At 65.2% G+C, this 19086-nt stretch carries 17 protein-coding genes; 4 read left to right on the forward strand and 13 right to left on the reverse strand.

Annotated elements, in window-relative coordinates:
- The 11 genes from nuoK to ACIBJI_RS20800 form a co-directional block, all read right to left on the reverse strand.
- Complete coding sequence (nuoK, locus tag ACIBJI_RS20750; RefSeq protein ID WP_062982135.1) at positions 1 to 300, reverse strand: NADH-quinone oxidoreductase subunit NuoK; 300 nt, start codon at positions 298 to 300, stop codon at positions 1 to 3.
- Entirely contained in the window at positions 297 to 1181 is an 885-nt protein-coding gene (locus ACIBJI_RS20755) for an NADH-quinone oxidoreductase subunit J (protein WP_397085309.1), read from the reverse strand. Before ACIBJI_RS20755 ends, nuoK begins: the two co-directional genes overlap by 4 nt.
- The gene (gene nuoH, locus ACIBJI_RS20760; RefSeq protein WP_396956700.1) at positions 1178 to 3028 is read right to left on the reverse strand and encodes an NADH-quinone oxidoreductase subunit NuoH; all 1851 of its coding nucleotides are present in this window, start codon (positions 3026 to 3028) and stop codon (positions 1178 to 1180) included. Before nuoH ends, ACIBJI_RS20755 begins: the two co-directional genes overlap by 4 nt.
- Complete coding sequence (locus tag ACIBJI_RS20765) at positions 3021 to 5543, reverse strand: NADH-quinone oxidoreductase subunit G (RefSeq protein WP_364356473.1); 2523 nt, start codon at positions 5541 to 5543, stop codon at positions 3021 to 3023. The genes nuoH and ACIBJI_RS20765 overlap by 8 nt, the downstream gene beginning before the upstream one ends.
- The gene (gene nuoF / locus ACIBJI_RS20770; RefSeq protein WP_364356476.1) at positions 5540 to 6853 is read right to left on the reverse strand and encodes an NADH-quinone oxidoreductase subunit NuoF; all 1314 of its coding nucleotides are present in this window, start codon (positions 6851 to 6853) and stop codon (positions 5540 to 5542) included. Before nuoF ends, ACIBJI_RS20765 begins: the two co-directional genes overlap by 4 nt.
- Before the next feature lie 2 nt (positions 6854 to 6855).
- On the reverse strand, positions 6856 to 7563 hold the full coding sequence (gene nuoE, locus ACIBJI_RS20775) for an NADH-quinone oxidoreductase subunit NuoE (RefSeq protein WP_397085312.1): 708 nt from the start codon (positions 7561 to 7563) through the stop codon (positions 6856 to 6858).
- Positions 7560 to 8894, reverse strand: a complete 1335-nt coding sequence (locus ACIBJI_RS20780) for an NADH-quinone oxidoreductase subunit D (protein ID WP_397085315.1) — start codon at positions 8892 to 8894, stop codon at positions 7560 to 7562. Before ACIBJI_RS20780 ends, nuoE begins: the two co-directional genes overlap by 4 nt.
- Positions 8894 to 9664 carry an NADH-quinone oxidoreductase subunit C gene (locus ACIBJI_RS20785; protein ID WP_396956705.1) on the reverse strand — a complete coding sequence of 257 codons (771 nt, stop codon included), beginning with the start codon at positions 9662 to 9664 and terminating at the stop codon, positions 8894 to 8896. Before ACIBJI_RS20785 ends, ACIBJI_RS20780 begins: the two co-directional genes overlap by 1 nt.
- Positions 9661 to 10215 carry an NADH-quinone oxidoreductase subunit B family protein gene (locus ACIBJI_RS20790; RefSeq protein WP_364356488.1) on the reverse strand — a complete coding sequence of 185 codons (555 nt, stop codon included), beginning with the start codon at positions 10213 to 10215 and terminating at the stop codon, positions 9661 to 9663. Before ACIBJI_RS20790 ends, ACIBJI_RS20785 begins: the two co-directional genes overlap by 4 nt.
- Positions 10216 to 10293: 78 nt before the next feature.
- On the reverse strand, positions 10294 to 10662 hold the full coding sequence (locus ACIBJI_RS20795; RefSeq protein WP_397085483.1) for an NADH-quinone oxidoreductase subunit A: 369 nt from the start codon (positions 10660 to 10662) through the stop codon (positions 10294 to 10296).
- 436 nt (positions 10663 to 11098) lie between these two features.
- Positions 11099 to 11434, reverse strand: a complete 336-nt coding sequence (locus ACIBJI_RS20800; protein WP_364356665.1) for a hypothetical protein — start codon at positions 11432 to 11434, stop codon at positions 11099 to 11101.
- A 260-nt stretch (positions 11435 to 11694) separates the two neighbouring features.
- Here ACIBJI_RS20800 and ACIBJI_RS20805 point away from each other — a divergent pair, with 260 nt between their 5' ends.
- The 4 genes from ACIBJI_RS20805 (at position 11695) to ACIBJI_RS20820 (ending at position 16740) form a co-directional block, all read left to right on the forward strand.
- Positions 11695 to 13236 carry a hypothetical protein gene (locus tag ACIBJI_RS20805; protein WP_397085317.1) on the forward strand — a complete coding sequence of 514 codons (1542 nt, stop codon included), beginning with the start codon at positions 11695 to 11697 and terminating at the stop codon, positions 13234 to 13236.
- 3 nt (positions 13237 to 13239) lie between these two features.
- Positions 13240 to 13683, forward strand: a complete 444-nt coding sequence (locus ACIBJI_RS20810) for a hypothetical protein (RefSeq protein WP_364356495.1) — start codon at positions 13240 to 13242, stop codon at positions 13681 to 13683.
- Positions 13680 to 15092, forward strand: a complete 1413-nt coding sequence (locus ACIBJI_RS20815) for a hypothetical protein (protein WP_397085319.1) — start codon at positions 13680 to 13682, stop codon at positions 15090 to 15092. The genes ACIBJI_RS20810 and ACIBJI_RS20815 overlap by 4 nt, the downstream gene beginning before the upstream one ends.
- A gap of 121 nt (positions 15093 to 15213) precedes the next feature.
- Positions 15214 to 16740 (forward strand): sulfatase, encoded by a 1527-nt coding sequence (locus ACIBJI_RS20820; protein WP_364356500.1) that lies wholly within the window; start codon positions 15214 to 15216, stop codon positions 16738 to 16740.
- A gap of 144 nt (positions 16741 to 16884) precedes the next feature.
- Here the strand turns inward: ACIBJI_RS20820 and ACIBJI_RS20825 are convergent, their stop codons facing one another.
- Complete coding sequence (locus tag ACIBJI_RS20825; RefSeq protein WP_397085322.1) at positions 16885 to 17742, reverse strand: class I SAM-dependent methyltransferase; 858 nt, start codon at positions 17740 to 17742, stop codon at positions 16885 to 16887.
- Between the two features lie 419 nt (positions 17743 to 18161).
- Complete coding sequence (locus tag ACIBJI_RS20830) at positions 18162 to 19028, reverse strand: LysR family transcriptional regulator (RefSeq protein ID WP_397085485.1); 867 nt, start codon at positions 19026 to 19028, stop codon at positions 18162 to 18164.
- Positions 19029 to 19086 lie beyond the last annotated feature (58 nt).

Below are 19086 nucleotides of genomic sequence, written 5' to 3' on the forward strand. Positions count from 1 at the left end.
TCAGAACTTCAGCAGGTTGGCGTCGTCGACCGAGGTCGAACGGCGGGTGCGGAAGATGGTCATGATGATGGCGAGTCCGACGACGACTTCGGCCGCGGCGACCACCATGGTGAAGAATGCGAACACCTGACCGTCCAGATTCGAATGCAGCCTGGCGAAGGTGACGAAGGCGAGATTCACCGCATTGAGCATCAGCTCGATGCACATGAACACCACAATGGCGTTGCGCCGCAGCAGCACACCGGCCGCGCCGATGGTGAACAGCAGGGCGGACAGAAACAGGTAGTTCTCAGGATTCACCGCTTGCCTTCCTCGTCTGCCTCGCGGGCGGGGGTTTCGGGCTCGTTGGCCTCGGCGGCGAAGGTCGGGGTCGTACCGACCGAGATGACCGCCGCTTCGGTGAGCGCCCTGGTGCGGCGGTGCCGCAGGATGGTGCTGACCGACAGCTCCTCGAAGGATCCATCCGGCAGCCGTGCCGGAATATCGACGGCGTTGTGCCTGGCGTACACACCGGGTGTCGGCAGCGGGGTGGCGCGCTCGGAGGGACGGGCCGGATCGTAGGCGCTGCGGAAGCGGCGACGCGAGAGTTCCCGCTGATCCAGGCGCGGCCCGAAACTCTCCCGGTGCGCCAGGATCATCGCGCCGATCGTGGCTGTGATGAGCAGTGCGCCGGTGAGTTCGAAGGCCCACACATATCGGACGAAGATCAGTTCGGCGAGTTGGCCGATCGCGTCTTTATAGGCGAAGCCCTTTGCCGGATAGGTGATTCCGGAGTTGCGGATGCCGTTGGCGATACCGCTGATCAGCAGCAGCCCGAAGCCGAGTCCGACCGCGGCAGCCGAGAGCCGCTGCCCGCGTAGGGTTTCCCCGAGCGATTCGGGGGAGTCGACGCCGACCAGCATGAGCACGAACAGGAACAGCATCATGACCGCGCCGGTGTAGACGACGATCTGCACGACGCCGAGGAACAGTGCATCCTGGGCCATGTAGAAGGTGGCGAGCACGATCATGGTGGCGGCCAGGCAGATCGCCGAATGTACGGCCTTACGCGCGAATACCATGCCGAACGCGGCGATGACGGCGAGCGGGCCGAGGATCCAGAATTGGACGGTCTCGCCGGTGGAGGTGTGGGTCAGTGGCTCTCCGGCTAATGTTTGGGCGGTCAGGATGAATTGACTCACCGCGCGCCTCCTTCCGCGCCCGCCGCGGCGGGCTCCCTGGGATCGGAACCGCTGTCACCGCCGGGAACATTGCCGCGGTAGTAATCGCCTTCCGTCGCACCGGGATACATGGCGTGCGGTGGTGCGGTCATACCTTGCTGCAGCGGGGCCAGTAGCCGGTCCTTCTCGTAGATCAGATCGGCGCGGTTGTCATCGACCATCTCGTACTCGTTGGTCATGGTCAGCGCCCTGGTCGGGCACGCCTCGATGCACAATCCGCAGCCGATACAGCGCAGATAGTTGATCTGATAGACCTGCCCGTAGCGCTCGCCGGGCGAAAAGCGTTCGGTCTCGGTGTTATCCGCGCCCTCGACATAGATCGCATCCGCAGGGCAGGCCCACGCGCACAGCTCGCAGCCGATGCATTTCTCCAGACCATCCGAATACCGATTGAGCTGATGGCGGCCGTGATAGCGGGGCGCGGTCGGCACCTTCTGTTCCGGATAGGACTCGGTATTGGGCTTTTTGAACATGGTCAGGAAGGTGACCGCGAAGCCGGTCAATGGTTCCAGCAGTCCGGGCTTGGGTTCCGGACGCCGCGTCGATGGATCCGGCAGCGGTGGCGTCGGGAAGCCGAGGAAGACCGCGGTGCCCGATTCCCCGGTGCCCGATTCCCAGGGGCTCGATTCCGCGGTGCCCGATTCCCCGGGGGCGGGTTCCTCGACCGGCGGCGCACCTTGTTTGCGACCGGCCCGCAGGAACATCAGCACGATCAGTCCGGAGATGATGATTCCGCTGATCACCAGCAGCGGCGTCTGGATCTCGTAGCCCTCGTTCTGCAGCACGCGGGCGGTCGCGACCAGCATTACCCACAGCAGCGAGGTCGGAATCAGCAGCTTCCAGCCGAGATTCATGAACTGGTCGTAGCGCAGGCGCGGCAGCGTGCCGCGCAACCAGATGAATACGAACAGGAACGTCCACATCTTGGCGATGAACCACAGCGCGGGCCACCAGCCGGAATTCGCACCGTCCCACAGGTTGATCGGGAACGGTGCGTGCCAGCCACCGAGGAACAGGGTGGTGGCGAGCGCGGAAACCGTTGCCATATTGATGTATTCGGCCATCATGAACATGGCGAATTTGAGCGAGGAGTATTCGGTGTGGAAACCGCCGACCAGCTCGCCCTCGGCCTCGGGCAGATCGAACGGCGCACGGTTGGTCTCGCCGACCATCGACACGCAGTAGATCAGGAAAGACGGCAGCAGCAGGAAGACATACCAGGTGCCCTCCTGTGCCTTCACGATCCCGGAGGTGGCCATGGTGCCGCCGAGTAGGAACACCGTCGCGAAGCACAGTGCCATGGCGATCTCGTAGGAGATCACCTGTGCGGTCGAGCGCAGCCCGCCCAGCAGCGGATACGTCGAACCCGATGACCAGCCTGCCAGCACGATGCCGTACACGCCGATCGAGGTGATGGCCAGGATGTAGAGCACCGCCACCGGCAGATCGGTGAGCTGTAGCGCGGTCCGGTGGCCGAGGATCGACACCTCCGGCCCGATCGGGATGACCGCGAACGCCATGAATGCGGGCACCACCGAGATGACCGGCGCCATAATGAAAATCGGCTTGTCGACGATGGCCGGGACGATATCTTCCTTCAGCGCCATCTTCACGCCGTCGGCTACGGCCTGCAGCGTGCCCTTGGGGCCGACGCGGTTCGGTCCGATGCGCATCTGCATCCAGGCCACGATCTTGCGCTCCAGATACACCGCCATCATCGGCGTGAGCAGCAGGAAGGCGAAGATCGCCAGCGATTTCCCGATGACGAGCCACAGCGGGTCGTGGCCGAAAAGAGAGAGATCACTCATGGCGGTGTTCCTTCATCCTCTCGTCGGCGCGATGCAGCTGCACCACACCGCCCGGCTGGGTGGCGAGCTGTTCGTTGACCGAGCAGCCCGGCGAGTTCAGCGGCAGCCACACCACTCGATCGGGCAGATCGGTGATCAGCAGCGGCAGCGTGACGGCGCCGCGATCGGTGGCGACGATGATCGGATCGTCATCGGCGGCACCGATTTCCAAAGCGGTGGCGGGAGACAGCCGCACCACCGGCGGCCGCGCGACACCCGCCAGATTCGGCTCTCCGTCTTGCATCCGGCCCTGGTCCAGCAGCATCCGCCAGCTGGACAGGATGGCCGCGCCGGGATTGGGCTGGGTCACCGGATGCGGGCGATGCGCGGGCGCGGGCACCGCCGGACCGTCCCAGGCGCCGAGTTCTGCGAGTTCGGCGCGCGCGGATTCGGTATCGGGGAGCCCGAGTGCGACCTGCATCTCGCCCGCGATGGCCTGCAGCACCCGCTGATCCGACAGCGGTGCGGGTTCGCGGCGCACCATCGAATCGCCGAGTGCCGTATCGAATTGCCGCGGTCGGCCCTCCCAGGTGCGGAAGGTGCCGGATTTCTGCATTGCCGAGGCCACCGGGAAGACGACATCGGCACGTTCGGTGACCGCGCTGTGCCGCAGCTCCAGGCTGACCACGAAGCGGGCGGCGTCGATGGCCTCCAGTGCCGCCTTGGGGTCCGGCAGGTCGGCGACATCGACACCGCCGATGACCAGCGCGCCCAAGCTCGGCGCGGCCTCCAGGATGGATGCGGTATCCCGACCGGCGGTGACCGGCAGTTCCGCGACATTCCAAATCGTGCGAACCTGTTGGCGCGCACGGGGATCCACCACCGGTCGACCACCGGGCAGCAGGCCGGGCAATGCTCCAGCCTCGACTGCACCGCGCTCACCCGCACGCCGCGGCACCCAGGCCAAGGCGGCACCGGTTTCATCGGCGAGCCGGACGGCTGCGGACAGTGCGCCCGGAATTCCGGCCATCCGTTCACCGACCAGCACCACCGCACCCGGCTGCCGCAACAGCTGTGCGGCTGTCGCCGCAGCGGCGGAGTCCGTCTCGCCGGTGCGCAGTGCATCGAGCAGATGGGGTTCGGCCCCGGGCACGGCTTGCAACAGCGTGCCCGACATCCGATCCAGCCCGCGCGAAGAGTAGGCGGCGAGTGAGAAGATCGGCATACCGCGCTTACGTGCCGCCTTGCGCAGCCGCAGGTAGATGATCGGCGACTCCTCTTCCGGCTCCAGTCCGGCGAGCAGCACGACTGGCGCGTTCTCCAGGGCGTCGTAGTCGACGGTCACACCCTGTCCGGCGATACGGGCGGCGAGGAAGTCCGCCTCTTCGGCCGAATGCACCCGGGCCCGGAAGTCGATGTCATTGGTGCCCAGGGCAACTCGGGCGAATTTGGCGTAGGCGTAGGCGTCTTCCTCGGTGACGCGACCACCGACCAGCACACCCGCGCTGCCGAAGGCAGATGCCAGACCCTCGGCGGCGGCGGCCAGGGCCTCGGACCAGGACGCGGGGGCGAGATTGCCGTCCCAGCCGCGCACCAGGGGTGTGGTGAGCCGGTCGCGTTCGGTCGCGTAGGTGAACGCCCACCGGCCCTTATCGCAGTTCCACTCCTCATTGACTTGCGGATCGTCACCTGCCAAGCGGCGCAACACTTTCCCGCGCCGATGGTCGGTGCGCTGTGCGCAGCCCGATGCGCAGTGCTCGCAGACGCTCGGGCTGGAGACCAGGTCGAACGGGCGGGCACGGAACCGGTAACTGGTTCCGGTGAGTGCGCCCACAGGGCAGATCTGGACGGTATTGCCGGAGAAGTAGGAGTCGAACGGTTCGGCCTGTGCGGTGCCGACCTGTTCGAGCGCACCGCGATCCATGAGTTCGATGAATGGATCCCCGGCGACCTGTTGGGAGAAGCGGGTGCAGCGGGCGCACAGCACGCAGCGTTCCCGGTCCAGCAGCACCGCCGTGGACAGCGGGATCGGCTTGGGGTAGGTGCGTTTGACGCCGTCGAATCGGGTTTCGGGCCGTCCGCTGGACATTGCCTGGTTCTGCAGCGGGCATTCACCGCCCTTATCGCAGACCGGACAGTCGAGGGGGTGGTTGATGAGCAGCAGCTCCATCACCCCCTCCTGGGCCTTGGCGGTCGGCGGTGAAGTCAGCTGAGTGCGCACGATCATGCCCTCGGTGACGGTCATGGTGCAGGAGGCGACCGGCTTGCGCTGCCCCTCCACTTCGACCAGACACTGGCGGCATGCGCCGACCGGGTCCAGCAGCGGGTGGTCACAGAAGCGCGGGATCTGGATGCCGATGAGTTCGGCGGCCCGGATCAGCAGGGTGCCCGCCGGAACACTGACCTCGTTGTCATCGATGGTGACGGTGACCAGGTCGGCGGGCACGAGTCCGCTTGCATTGGAATTCACGGTGGCAGGCCCACCCGTAACCCGGCCGCCACCCCCGATCGAATCGCTGCGCGATGCTGTGCTCATTTCACTCCTTCGGCCCAGGCGGTGGATCGCGCGGGATCGAACGGGCAGCCGTCGAGCCGCAGATGGTCGACGTATTCCTCGCGGAAGTACTTCAGCGAGGAGATGATCGGGCTGGCCGCACCGTCGCCGAGTGCGCAGAACGATTTGCCGTTGATGGTGTCGCTGATATCGAGGAGCTTGTCCAGATCCGATTCGGTACCCCGGCCGGCTTCGATCCGCTCGAGCAACTGGACGAGCCAGTAGGTGCCTTCGCGGCAGGGCGTGCACTTACCGCAGGATTCGTGGGCATAGAACTCGGTCCAGCGCAGCACCGCGCGCACGACACAGGTGGTGTCGTCGAAGATCTGTAATGCCTTGGTGCCCAACATGGATCCTGCTCCGGCGACACCCTCGTAGTCGAGCGGCACGTCGAGGTGTTGATCGGTGAACAGCGGTGTCGACGAACCGCCGGGCGTCCAGAACTTCACCTGATGTCCGGCGCGCACGCCACCGGCGTAGCCGAGCAGTTCGCGCAATGTAATGCCCAGTGGCGCTTCGTATTGCCCCGGCCGGGCGACATGTCCCGACAGCGAGTACAGCGTGAAGCCCGGGGACTTTTCACTGCCCATGGACCGGAACCAGGCGGTGCCGTTCAGGATGATCGGCGGCACGCTCGCAATGGATTCCACATTGTTGACCACCGTCGGGCAGGCATACAGACCCGCCACAGCCGGGAACGGCGGCCGCAATCGCGGCTGGCCGCGCCGCCCCTCCAGCGAATCCAGCAGCGCGGTTTCCTCGCCGCAGATGTATGCACCGGCACCGGCGTGCACGATGAGTTCCAGGTCGTAGCCCGAGCCCAGAATGTTCTTCCCGAGGAATCCGGCCGCATACGCCTGCGCGACCGCGGCCTGCAGCCGCCGCAGCACCGGCACGACCTCACCGCGCACATAGATGAACGCGTGCGCCGCCCGAATCGCATACGCCGCGATGATGACCCCCTCGATGAGGGTGTGCGGGGTGGCCAGCATGAGCGGGATGTCCTTGCAGGTGCCGGGTTCCGACTCGTCGGCATTGACCACGAGATAGTGGGGCTTCGTGACACCGTCCGGTCCCGTCCCCTGCGGGATGAAGCTCCATTTCATACCGGTCGGGAAGCCCGCGCCGCCACGGCCGCGCAGACCGGCGTCCTTGATGGTCTGGATGACCTGATCAGGCTCCATCCGCAAGGCCTTGCGCAACGCCTGATAGCCGTCGTGGCTGCGGTAGTGCTCGATGGTCCACGACTGCGGGTCGTCCCAATATCGGGTGAGTACGGGGGTCAGTGCCATCATCATTCCTCGCCCGGCTTCGGTTCTGGCGCTTGCATATTCTGTTCCTGCGCGACCCGCAGTCCGGCCAGCGTCGCCTCGCCCGCCGCACCGTCGAGCACGCCCGGGCGCTCGTCCGGGAAACCCGCGAGAATGCGAGAGGTCTGCTTGAACGTGCACAGCGGCGCACCGCGCGTCGGTGTCACTTGTTCGCCGCGGCGCATCGAATCCACCAGTGCGGCAGTCGATTCCGGGGTCTGGTTATCGAAGAACTCCCAATTGACCATCACGACCGGCGCGAAATCGCAGGCCGCATTGCATTCGATGTGCTCGAGGGTGATCGACCCGTCCGCCGTGGTCTCGCCGTGCCTGATGCCCAGTCGACGCTGCAGAGTCTCGAGAATGGCATCCCCACCCATCACCGCGCACAGCGTGTTGGTGCAGACTCCGACGTGATAGTCGCCGGTGGGCGTGCGACGGTACATCGAATAGAAGGTCGCCACCGCAGTGACCTCCGCACCGGTCAAGCCCAGCTGTTCGGCGCAGAACTCGATACCGGTGCCGGTGACGCAGCCCTCCTCGGCCTGCACCAGATGCAGCAGCGGCAGCAGCGCCGAGCGCGGCTCCGGATAGCGGGCGATGATCTCCTTGGCATCAACCTCCAATCGCTCGCGCACGAAAGCCGCGAACGGCTGCGGCCGGGTGGACAGCTTCAACAGGATCTCGGTCATCGGTCAACTCCACCCATCACCGGGTCGATGCTGGCGACGGAGGCGATGACGTCGGCGACCATCCCGCCCTCGCACATCGCCGCCACCGCTTGCAGATTCGTGAACGAGGGGTCGCGATAGTGCACCCGATACGGGCGGGTGCCGCCATCGCTGACCATATGCACCCCGAGTTCGCCGCGCGGCGACTCCACCGCCACATACACCTGTCCCGCCGGGACCCGGATTCCCTCGGTGACCAGTTTGAAGTGGTGGATGAGTCCCTCCATGGACGTGCCCATGATGCGGCTGATGTGCTTGGGGGAGTTGCCGAGGCCGTCCGGGCCCAGCTGCAGGTCCGCGGGCCAGGCGACTTTCTTGTCGTCCACCATCACCGGACCTGGGCGCAGTTTGTCCAGGCACTGTTCGACGATCTTGAGTGACTCCTTCATCTCCGCAACCCGAATCCAATAGCGGCCGTAGCAGTCACAGCCTGTGGTGGTGGGCACCTCGAATTCGTAGTTCTCGTAACCGCAATACGGTGCGGCCTTGCGCAGATCGTGTGGCAGACCGGTCGAGCGCAATACCGGACCGGTGATGCCGAGTGCCATGCAGCCGGTGAGGTCCAGGTAGCCGATGTTCTGGGTGCGTGCCTTCCAGATCGGATTCTGGGTGAGCAGATGATCCATATCGCGCAGCCGCTTCGGTAAGAGCTTCAGCAGCTCACGGACCTTGGTGACGCCATCGTCGGGCAGATCCTGGGCGAGACCGCCGGGCCGGATGTAGGCGTGATTCATGCGAAGGCCGGTGATGTTCTCGAAGACATCCAGGATCAGTTCGCGTTCCCGGAAACCGAACAGCATCGGGGTGAGCGCGCCCAACTCCATACCACCGGTCGCCAGCGCGACCAGATGCGAGGAGATCCTGTTCAGCTCCATGAGCATGACGCGAACGATGGTGGCGCGCTCGGGAATCTGGTCCTCGATATCGAGCAGACGCTCGACGCCGAGGCAGTACGCCGTTTCGTTGAAGAACGGGGACAGATAATCCATCCGGGTCACGAAGGTGGTGCCCTGCGCCCAGTTCCGGAATTCCAGATTCTTCTCGATGCCGGTGTGTAGATAGCCGATGCCGCAGCGGGCCTCGGTGACCGTCTCGCCCTCGATTTCCAGGATGAGCCGCAGTACGCCGTGTGTGGACGGATGCTGCGGACCCATATTGACGACGATGCGTTCCTCACCCGCGCCGTCGAGGGTCTCGGTGACCGCGTCCCAGTCTTGGCCCGCCACCGTGACCACAGCGGGTTCGGGCCCGGTGTCGTTGTGGACGCCGGGCCGGGTGTCGATGTCGTTCATTACTTGTACGCCCTCCGCTCGTCGGGCGGCGGAATGCGCGCGCCCTTGTACTCGACCGGGATCCCGCCGAGCGGGTAGTCCTTGCGCTGGGGGTGGCCACGCCAGTCGTCGGGCATGGTGATGCGCGTCAGCGAGGGGTGGCCGTCGAAGAGGATGCCGAAGAAGTCGTAGGTTTCCCGCTCATGCCAGTCGGTGGTCGGATACACGCTGAACAGCGACGGAATATGCGGGTCGGCGTCCGGTGCGGAGACCTCGACGCGCAGGCGCCGATTGTGGGTGATCGACATGAGGTGATAGACCGCGTGCAATTCGCGGCCCGCGTCGTCCGGGTAGTGCACGCCGTTCACGCCGAGGCAGAGCTCGAAACGCAGTGCGGCATAGTCGCGTAACGCCTTGGCCACCGTCACCAAATGTTCGCGCCGCACGTGCAGGGTGAGTTCGCCGCGGAAGACGATCACCTTCTCGATGACGGTCTCCCAGCTGGTGCCGACCGCACCGAGCGCGGCATGCAATTCGGTGACGAGCTCGTCGAAGTAGCCGCCGTAGGGTGCCGGGGTGCTGCCGGGCAGCGTCACCGGACGGACCAGGCGGCCGTAACCGGAGGTGTCGCCGGTGCCGGTGACACCGAACATGCCGCGGCGCACGCCGATCACTTCCGCCGCTGGCGAATCCGCCTCCGGCGGTGTGCCTTCCGGGCCCGCGGTGGCCGCGGCGTCGACGAACTCCTGTGGTGTCCTGGTTTCGGTATTGTCGGGGGAGTCGAAGGTCATCGCAGCAGACCCTCCATCCGGATGGTCGGTGTGGACGCCAGCGCCGCCGCTTCGGCGGCACGGATGGCCTCCTCGCGGTTGACGCCGAGTGGCATCTGCTGGATCTTCGCGTGCAGTGCCAAGATCGCGTTCAACAGCATCTCCGGCCGCGGCGGGCAGCCGGGCAGATAGATATCGACCGGCACCACATGGTCCACGCCCTGCACGATGGCGTAGTTGTTGAACATGCCGCCCGAGGACGCGCAAACGCCCATGGCCAGCACCCATTTCGGTTCGGTCATCTGGTCATAGACCTGACGCAGCACCGGCGCCATCTTCTGGCTGACCCGGCCCGCGACGATCATCAGATCGGCCTGCCGCGGTGAGGCGCGAAACGCCTCCATTCCGAAGCGGGCGATATCGAAACGTCCTGCGCCGGTGGCCATCATCTCGATGGCGCAGCAGGCCAGTCCGAAAGTGGCCGGCCACAGCGAACCCTTGCGCAGATATCCGGCGAAATCTTCGACCGTGCTCAGCAGAAAGCCACTGGGCAGTTTTTCCTCGAGACCCATGTTCGACTAACTCTCACTTCCACTGTGCGTACCGTCCGACGCGGCGTAATGCCTTGTGGGCCAGTGCGTATGGGCAAATCAGTCCCAGCTGAGACCGCCGCGGCGCCATTCGTAGGCGTAGGCCACCGAGACATTGAAGATGAACAGCGCCATCGCGGCGAGACCGAAGAGACCGAGCGCATCGAAGTGGACAGCCCACGGGTAGAGGAACACGATCTCGATATCGAAGATGATGAAAAGCATGGCGGTGAGGTAGTACTTCACCGGAAAGCGTTGTCCGGTAACGCTTCCCGGCCCACCCGCGACAGCGTGCGGTGTCGGTTCGATGCCGCACTCGTAGGCCTCCTGTTTGGCCCGGTTGTGGCGCTTGGGGCCGATGAGGGCCGAGAGGATGACGGAGAACACCGCGAACGCGGCGGCGACCGCGCCGAGGACCAGGGTGGGCATCTCGATATTCACGACTGCACTTCCCCTCCTTGCGAGCTGTAGCTGGCGGTTGGGCGTCATGTCCCCCGACGGCGCCGAGATGGCCGGCGTCGGAATCATGGCTGACCCTTTCGAGCGACCGGCAAGCAGTCGCTACGGGCAGCTTCCGAGGCGGGCTGACTTCGTTGTCCGCCTCGGTCAGACTCGCCTCATGGCCTGCTCGCACCGCGCGGGTCTGTCATATCGAGGCCCGCGCTCATGTGAGCTACGGCACAGCCTACAACTGTCGCGCGGGTTCGACCGTTTATTCGATTGGGGTCTTTGATCGAAAACGGGACTGCTATTTATGACTGAATCAGGGGTAATCCGCCCCGTCGGATCCGCTAAGTGATAGCGCCGTCACGTGACGTCAAAATGCCCGCGTCCCCAGGACGCGGGCACGGGTGCGGCGATCGGTTCAGGCTGCCGAGCGGTTGTGCAATACCGCGACGACGGCCTCGGTGAGCCGGATCGGATCGATCGGATGGGATACGGCGGCCTCGGCGCGCGACCAGTTCGCGAGCCAGGCATCGTCGGGCCGGCCGGTGAGCACCAGAACCGGTGGGCACTGGGCGATCTCGTCCTTGAGTTGCTTGGCGATGCCGAGCCCGCCCACCGGGGCGGATTCCCCGTCCAGGATGGCCAGGTCGATACCGCCCGCATCCATCTGCTCGATGACCACGGGTGCGGTCGCCACCTCGAGGTATTCGAAGGCGGGCAGCTCGGGATGCGGGTGTCTGCCCAGTGCCAGCATTACTTGGCGCCGGGTGTCGGCGTCGTTGCTGTAAACCAAGACCCGCAGTGGGGTGGAACGAATCGCATCGGCCACGCAGGGATGGTACGTCGGGGTGGGGGTGCGGCGTGGCAGGTTGGCACAGATTGCTCGGGACGCGTCGCACTGTCGTCGGGTGGCGGCGTGGAATGCGCGCGCGGGCAAGGTAATCGAAAGCGGTTGCCTGGGTATGGCAGCCAACGGGGTGGGTGAGCTCAGTTTCGGCCGGTAGCATCCCGAAAATGCGGGGAGATATCACGCGCGAACTCGTCGAAACCGACGTGTGGACCGACGAGATGGTGGGCCGGGCGGGCATCCCGGTGGTGGATGTGCCGTTCGTGACCATCGGCAGCGGGATCGGATCCTTCGTCACCTATGACACCTTGCGGATCTACGGTGTTCCGGCGGCAGCGATGGCAGTACTCGGGCCGCAGGAGGTGCCGTGGTCGTCGTATGAGTATCTGACGCGGGTATCGCAGATTCCGCGCGGCGAGCGATTGCGCAGCGACTCGGCCTCGACGCCGGACAATATCTGGGGTTTTCCGTCATTTGCGGTGCGCGAGGCGTTCGCGGAGAAAACGATCCGGCCGCTGTGGAATGTGTGCACCGAGCCGATCCTCAGTAATTACTACACGCCGCGGGCGGGGCAGGCGTTCGTCGCGATGGAACGAGAGTTCCGTCGGATCGGATACGCGGGTTCGTTGCACAAAGGGCATGTGCGCATGGTGCGCAAGCGCTATGACGGCGGGTATTTCAGCGTCCTCACCCCGCCGGCGGGTGCGGCGCCGACCAAGCGGATCGCGTTTCGCAGTGCGTATGTACATGTGGGCGTGGGTTATCCGGGGCTGAAGTTGTTGCCGGATCTGCAGGAGTATCGGGAGAAGTACCGGGATCCGACGCGGGTAGTGAATGCGTATGAACCGCATGAGCACGTGTATCAGGCATTGCAGCGCAGGCCGGGGAAGGTGATGATCCGCGGTAGCGGGATCGTGGCCAGTCGGGTGTTGCAGCGGCTTATCGATGACCGGGACAAACTGCGGCTGAATACCGAGATCCTGCATCTTTTTCGGCACTACGTGGCGGCCGCGCACGGACCGAGTATTTTCAGTCGACGCAAGGGCGGCGACGGGTGGTCCTATCAGGGATTCAACTATCCGAAGTCGGTATGGGGCGGGCAGCTCAAAGCGAAAATGCGCACGCTGCAAGGAGAGCAGCGCGCGCAGGCCTACCACGAGATGGGCGGGACGAACACCCCGGTGCGCTCGAATTGGCAGGAGCAACTGCGGCGCGGACGTAAGGAGGGGTGGTATCAGGTGATGGCGGGCAGTGCGCGCGAGCTGCGGCCCGGGCGAGGGCAGGGCGGGGTGATCACCACGATCGTGCCGGATCCCACGGCCGCACTGCCGTTTCCGCCGCCGACCCGGCCGTTCGACATTTCGGCCGATTACATAATCGACTGCACCGGTTTGGAGGCCGATGTGCGCGAACATCGGTTGTTGGCGGATCTGCTGGATCACGCCGGGGCCGGGCGTAACCCAGTGGGGCGCATGGATGTGGCGACCACCTTCGAGTTGATCGGTACCCGAAGTGGCAGCGGACGCATCTACGCATCAGGTAGTGCGACGCTGGGTGGACCGTTTCCGGGAGTGGATACCTTCCTCGGGTTGCAGATCGCGGCGCAGGAGATCGCGGACGACCTTGCGGCACTGGGTTTCTGCGAGCGGATGGGACCGCTGCGGTCGACTCGGCAATGGTGGTTGTGGGCGACCAACAAGAAGATCTGATCGATGCTGCTTACCTTGAACGGGCGGATCCAGACCCGCATACTCGCGCTCGGCATTATCGGATTGCTGGTCGCGGTGATCATTACACCGGTTCTGCCGACCGGATCGCTGTCACTGGGCAATGCCTATCGGGTGACGCTGTCGGTGTTGCTGGCGACCGTGCTCGTCGGCGTACTGTGGGAATTGCTTTACCATTTTCTGCAGCAATTCCGGTGGGAGAAGGACTGGCCCACGCTGTTCGGCTTCTGGACGGTGACCAACGAGGCGGCGCTGATGTGGGTCCTCGTGCACCACACAACCATTGTGCTGCCGCGTGCGTTGCACCCGTCGCTGACGGCATTCCTCATCCAGTTCATCGTGACGTGGATCGTGTTCTGGCTCATCGTGAACGGGCCGATGCGGGTGGTGTTCCATCGGTGGCGGTTCCAGGGTGGGCGATTTCGGTGAGTCCGCAGCTCGAGGTGCTGCCAGGAGCTGCGCACCTGATCGCGAACAGTGGTGGCGTTGTGCTGGTCGTCGCGCACCGTTCGGAAATTGCGGCCGATGCCGAATCGCGCACGGCGCAGACGATGACGGCATTGCTCGAGCTGGTGCGCGAGGCCGGTGCCTCGGAGATACCGCGCAGCGGACGCATGTTTGCACGGCTCGCCACCACCTGGTTGATGAGCCTGGACGACGAGGACCACGTGGAATTCGGCGTGATCACCCCGAGCGCGACCGGCGTTGCGTTATTCCTGCACGGCGGGGTGACCGCGGTGCTGGAGAGCTCGGATCGCACCGAAATATTGCGCGGCAGGGACGCCGGCTTCACGGTCGACCGCGTGGTGATCCCGGCACCAGAGATCGGGATCGGGCTGTTCGTGGACGAGGACGGAATGACCGAGTCGACGCTACCGGGCCGCGGCATCGCCGGACTCGGTGATGGAACGGTGCCCGGTGCCGGTGCGGTGATGTGGTTCGGGGTGCCTGTGTCGGGTCGTGCACCGGCGGTGCGGAGGTCTCCTGAGGTCGAGTCGGTGCGAGATGGAGTGCTTCAGGCCGTGGCATCGGCGGAAGGCTTGGAAGCGGTGCCGCAGGTCGTGGAAGCGGACCGGCGCGAGTTTCCGAGGCAAGTTGTCGAAGTGATCGGTCCGGTGGCGATGAGATCGGGAGGCGAGGTCGAGCCACAGCCGGAAGGCGGTGCGGTGCGGCCGCCGATCGGGGGTGGCTCGGCGGGAAAGGCGGCACCGTGGGAGCGCGCGTCCGCGATGGGCATGGGAAACCTGCCGCCGAGGAATGCGGTATCGAGCGTCGGGGAGCGGCGGCGAGTCGGGCTGCAGAAGGGTGCGCAGTCCGAGATCGGGGTACCGGAGGCGTCGCCGAATGGGGTCGCCGGGAGCGGTAGGGCGGTTGTTCGGGGGTTCATGTGCTCGCGGCAGCATTTGAACGATCCCCGCGTGTCGTTCTGCGCGGTGTGTGGGATTCGGATGGATCAGCTGACCTGTGTGTTGACCGAGGGGGTGCGACCGCCGCTGGGGTTGCTGATGCTCGATGACGGGACATCGTTCGTACTCGATAACGACATCGTCCTCGGGCGAGAACCCGAACACGCCGAGGCGGTGCGACGTGGCGCGCGACCGATCCGGTTGCCGGACAGCTCCGGCGCGATGTCGCGGGCACATGTGGAGGTTCGGCTGGTCGAATGGGATGTCGCCGTGATCGACCAGGGCTCGGCCAACGGCACCTACATCCGCATGCCCGGCCACCATGAGTGGCTGCGCGCCATGCCGAATCAGCTGACCACCTTGGCAGCCGGTGCCCAGATCCTGCTCGGCGGCCGCATCCTCAGCTTCGACTCCCAACACAGCCAGTTCTGAATTCGTGAAATGGTGAGGCGCGTCGCCGAACGCTGCCACGTGCGTCGAAATACTGTCGATACCGCGCGTCGCGTCGATATGTGGTGTGTCCGAGTTCGATATTCCAGGTAGGGAGTTCTCGATGGATTCGCGTGGTTCGTTGCGTTGGTTGACCATGGCTGCCGTGTCGGTGCTGTCGGTCGCGACGTGCTTGTCGGTAGCGGCGGCGACCCCCGTTCACGGCGATGCTCGTCGCCCCAACATCGTGATGATCCTCGCCGATGACCTCGATGCGATGACAACGCCGGTTTGGCAGGCGATGCCGCGCACCGCCACGCTGATTCGTGACCGCGGTGTCGATTTCACCAACGGTTTCGCGCCGATGCCGATCTGCTGCGCTGCCCGGTCGTCGATTTTGACCGGAGCATACGGGCACAACACCGGCGTTCTCACCAACGGTGGTGAAGTCGGCGGCTTCGAAGCCTTCCGCGCCAACGGCAACGAATCCCATACCATCGCGACATATCTGCATGACGCCGGTTATCGCACCGGGATGGCCGGTAAATATCTCAACGGCCTCGAACACGACCCCGACCACATTCCGCCCGGCTGGGATGACTGGAACGCGGGCATCGACAACTTTCTCTACGCCGGTTACAACTACACTCTCAACGAGAACGGCACTCACGTGAAATACGGTGTCGTGCCGAAGGATTACGAAACCGACGTCATCGGCGAAAAATCCGTTCGGTTCATCACCGACGCCGCCGCCACCGGGCAGCCGTTCTTCTGGTATGCCGCCTCCACAGCGCCGCACTTCCCGATCCCGCCCGCGCCACGGCATCTGGCCGAGACCACGCCGACCGCGGCACCACAGTCGGCGAACTTCCAGGAGCCCGATGTTTCCGACAAACCCAGTTGGCTTATCGACACCGCGGACGTCCGCGCGGCGACGATCGCGGCGACCAACGACATCGACTACACCAACCGGCTCGGCGCACTGAAATCGTTGGACGAGATGGTCGCCGCGATCGTCGATACCCTCGAGCGCACCGGCCAGCTCGACAACACCTATCTGATCTTCACCTCTGACAACGGCTACAGCCTCGGCGCGCACCGGCTCACGCAGAAGATGGCGCCCTACGAGGAATCCATGCGAGTACCCCTCGCTGTCGCCGGTCCCGGTATCAGCCACGGCGCCACCGATGCGATGGGTCTGTCGATCGACCTCGCACCCACCATCCTCGATTGGGCTGCTCTCGCCATCCCCGACCGGATGGACGGTCGTTCGCTCGCACCGGTGCTGCACGGTGACACCAGCGGCTGGCGCACCGACTTCGCCGCCGAATACGGCGGCCCGGGCGTGGACGGCCGCAACGGCATTGTCCAGGAACAGATCCCGGGCACCGAGACACCGGCGATGTATGCCTTCGACATGCCGTCCTGGGTCGCGGTGCGCACCGAGCGGTATCTGTATGTGCGCTGGTACGACCGTGAACGCCCGCTCGCTGACCGCGAATACGAGCTATATGACCTCGCCGCAGATCCGTACCAACTGACCAACCTGATCAAAACTCCGACCGGCCGAGCCGAGCACGCCGCCACCATCACCGAACTCGACCATCGTCTCACTGAATTGACGACCTGTGCCGGACGCGCCTGCCGCTAGGTTCGCGGTGGCTCGCCAGAACGCCCGCGCAGTCAGCGGGGAGGACTTTTCACGATCGCGGTTCCGTCGGGACGCGGCACGGTCGGAAACCGACCAGACAACTCCCGCCGACGAGTCCGTCTCGGACTGATCGTGACGGAAACTCTAGTCGCGTTCGAAGCGGACGATGCCGGACCAGGGGTTGCGGCCCGGTTTACGCGGGTTGGGCTGGGGGAGATAGGTGAACGGGCGCAGGTACCAGGGTGCACGGTGGAGTTTGCGGGCGTGCACGAGGAGATGTTCGATTTCGCGGGGGAGCCAGCCGAGATCTTCGAAGTAGGCGATGCCGTTGCCGGGTTCGAAATCGAGAGGTGCGTTCTCGAACATCGAATTCGAGCGCATGCGGTGCATTCCCACGGTGACGTCCATGACCCACCAGCGGATCTCCGGCCGCGACAGCGCGGCGGCGATGGTGCGGACCGTCTCCTCCTCCAGATACATCAGCAGACCTTCGGTCAGCACCAAAGCTTTTGTGGCGGGCAAATTTTCGGGGCCGAGCGGACCGAGTGCCCAGTCCAGGAACGTCGCCAGCGCGACCGGATCGGCCAGGTCGACACCACGGCGGATCAGCGCACAGTGCGGCTGCTCATCCGCGAGGGCCGCTTCCTTTTCCGCGGTGAGCGCGGGCAGATCGGCCTCCACCCAGACGAAATCGGCGGACAGGTCCAGGCGGTAGGGGCGGGTGTCGAGCCCGGCGGCGAGATTGAGCACGCGGTCGCAGCCCTCGGCGACGGCGGTCGCGATCAGGTCGTCGATGAGTTTGGTTCGGGTGACCACCGGCCAGCCGTTGCGCATCATCCGCGACGCGGCCGCCACCATGGCGTATCCGCGCTCACCGGCCAGGCCTTCGGCGAGCGGATCGCGGAACAGCGCATCCTCGCGGGCGGTCTCCAGCGCGCGATAGGCGGCCACCCAACGCGCGGTATCGGACACATTCGAAATCAACGTTTCCCCACCAGCCATGCGCGCCAGTCTGGCACAGCGGCGCCCCTCCACCGAGCCAGGGTCCCCGCTGGCCATCCGATAGAATTTCGGCCGGGAAATCGGACCGCGCGGAACATGATATTCACCGGCTCGTAACAGCGAAACATGCTGCTGAGCCGGTATTCGGTTCACAATCATCTCAATGGCGAATTCACCGCCGAGAACCTGCGCGATCATTTCGATCGCCAGTCGGGTGGAGTCCGGGTGCCGTGCCCCCGGACTCCACCGCCCGGGGGGTTGGTAGCGCGTCCAGATAGCTTGCCGCGCCGCCCGCGCCGGCGGCTCGCCGAGCGCAGGCATATGGCGGTCGATGCGGCGTGGGCGACCACCATTCGACTGCGTTCGACGGAACCTCGGAACCAAGGTTCGAACGGCACAAGCCATCTGGACGCGGCACTCTAGCCGGGGTGGAAGGCGTGCGCGCCCACTTCGGCTGGGTCGAGGATATGGGCGAGAAAGAGGCGGGCAGTCGGGGTGGGGGTGCGTGTCGTTACGGCATGCCATGGCCGGTCCATGGGGGTGCCGTCGACCGGAAGTACTTGCAGCAGACCGGTCTCCAGGTCTTGGGCCAATGCGTCGCTGTGAATGAGGGTCACGCCCAAGCCTTCACGAGCGGCGGCCAGGACAGCGCCGTGGCTGCCGAGGGTGAGGGTGGGCGGGGAGATCTCCAGGCGATCGATGAGGCTGAGGGTGGCGTCGCGGGTGCCGGAACCGCGACCGCGCAGCAGCCAGGTGCTGTGCAGTGGATCGGGGCAGCCGGGCGCGCCGACGACGACAAGCTGACTGTCCCGTCGGGCGCGGATGACCAGCCCGGTGTCACGTGGCGGGCGGCCCGCGATGACGAGATCGGTTTCGTGGTGGTGCAATTCGAGGAACAGCACATCGCGTGGGTGCACCGACAGGCTCAGTTCGATATCCGGATAGCGATTCCGGAATGACGCCAGCGGCCCGAGCAGCACATACTCACCCGCCGTTGCGACTACACCGATCCGCAGCTTGCCGGTCTCGGCCCGGCGCACCGCGGCATTGGCCTCTTTCATGAGGCCGAGGATGGTGCGGCAGTATTCGGAGTAGATGCGTCCGGCCTCGGTGAGCGCGATACCGCGCCCGGCCTTCGCGATGAGCTTTGCCCCGAGCTGCTTTTCGATGTGCGCGACGGCCGCTGACACGGCGGCCTCGGTGATGTGCAGCTGGGTGGCGGCGCGGCGAATGCTGCCCTGCCGAGCCACGGCCAGGAATGTTTCCATCCTTGCCGCACTCACCATACCCACAATTCGACGGTATCAAACTCAATGAATCCGTTGAGTATTCCGAGGAACAATC

Origin of the sequence: Nocardia sp. NPDC050408 (genome assembly GCF_044458905.1) — a bacterium.
Classification (GTDB): Bacteria; Actinomycetota; Actinomycetes; order Mycobacteriales; family Mycobacteriaceae; genus Nocardia.

What these genes read in the sequence shown, in the direction of transcription:
- nuoH (WP_396956700.1), bottom strand. Translation starts at nt 3,028, where the DNA reads ATGAGTGATCTCTCTCTTTTCGGCCACGACCCGCTGTGGCTCGTCATC.
- ACIBJI_RS20765 (WP_364356473.1), bottom strand. Translation starts at nt 5,543, where the DNA reads ATGAGCACAGCATCGCGCAGCGATTCGATCGGGGGTGGCGGCCGGGTT.
- nuoF (WP_364356476.1), bottom strand. Translation starts at nt 6,853, where the DNA reads ATGGCACTGACCCCCGTACTCACCCGATATTGGGACGACCCGCAGTCG.
- nuoE (WP_397085312.1), bottom strand. Translation starts at nt 7,563, where the DNA reads ATGACCGAGATCCTGTTGAAGCTGTCCACCCGGCCGCAGCCGTTCGCG.
- ACIBJI_RS20780 (WP_397085315.1), bottom strand. Translation starts at nt 8,894, where the DNA reads ATGAACGACATCGACACCCGGCCCGGCGTCCACAACGACACCGGGCCC.
- ACIBJI_RS20785 (WP_396956705.1), bottom strand. Translation starts at nt 9,664, where the DNA reads ATGACCTTCGACTCCCCCGACAATACCGAAACCAGGACACCACAGGAG.
- ACIBJI_RS20790 (WP_364356488.1), bottom strand. Translation starts at nt 10,215, where the DNA reads ATGGGTCTCGAGGAAAAACTGCCCAGTGGCTTTCTGCTGAGCACGGTC.
- ACIBJI_RS20795 (WP_397085483.1), bottom strand. Translation starts at nt 10,662, where the DNA reads ATGCCCACCCTGGTCCTCGGCGCGGTCGCCGCCGCGTTCGCGGTGTTC.
- ACIBJI_RS20800 (WP_364356665.1), bottom strand. Translation starts at nt 11,434, where the DNA reads ATGCTGGCACTGGGCAGACACCCGCATCCCGAGCTGCCCGCCTTCGAA.
- ACIBJI_RS20805 (WP_397085317.1), top strand. Translation starts at nt 11,695, where the DNA reads ATGCGGGGAGATATCACGCGCGAACTCGTCGAAACCGACGTGTGGACC.
- ACIBJI_RS20810 (WP_364356495.1), top strand. Translation starts at nt 13,240, where the DNA reads ATGCTGCTTACCTTGAACGGGCGGATCCAGACCCGCATACTCGCGCTC.
- ACIBJI_RS20820 (WP_364356500.1), top strand. Translation starts at nt 15,214, where the DNA reads ATGGATTCGCGTGGTTCGTTGCGTTGGTTGACCATGGCTGCCGTGTCG.
- ACIBJI_RS20825 (WP_397085322.1), bottom strand. Translation starts at nt 17,742, where the DNA reads ATGGCTGGTGGGGAAACGTTGATTTCGAATGTGTCCGATACCGCGCGT.
- ACIBJI_RS20830 (WP_397085485.1), bottom strand. Translation starts at nt 19,028, where the DNA reads ATGGTGAGTGCGGCAAGGATGGAAACATTCCTGGCCGTGGCTCGGCAG.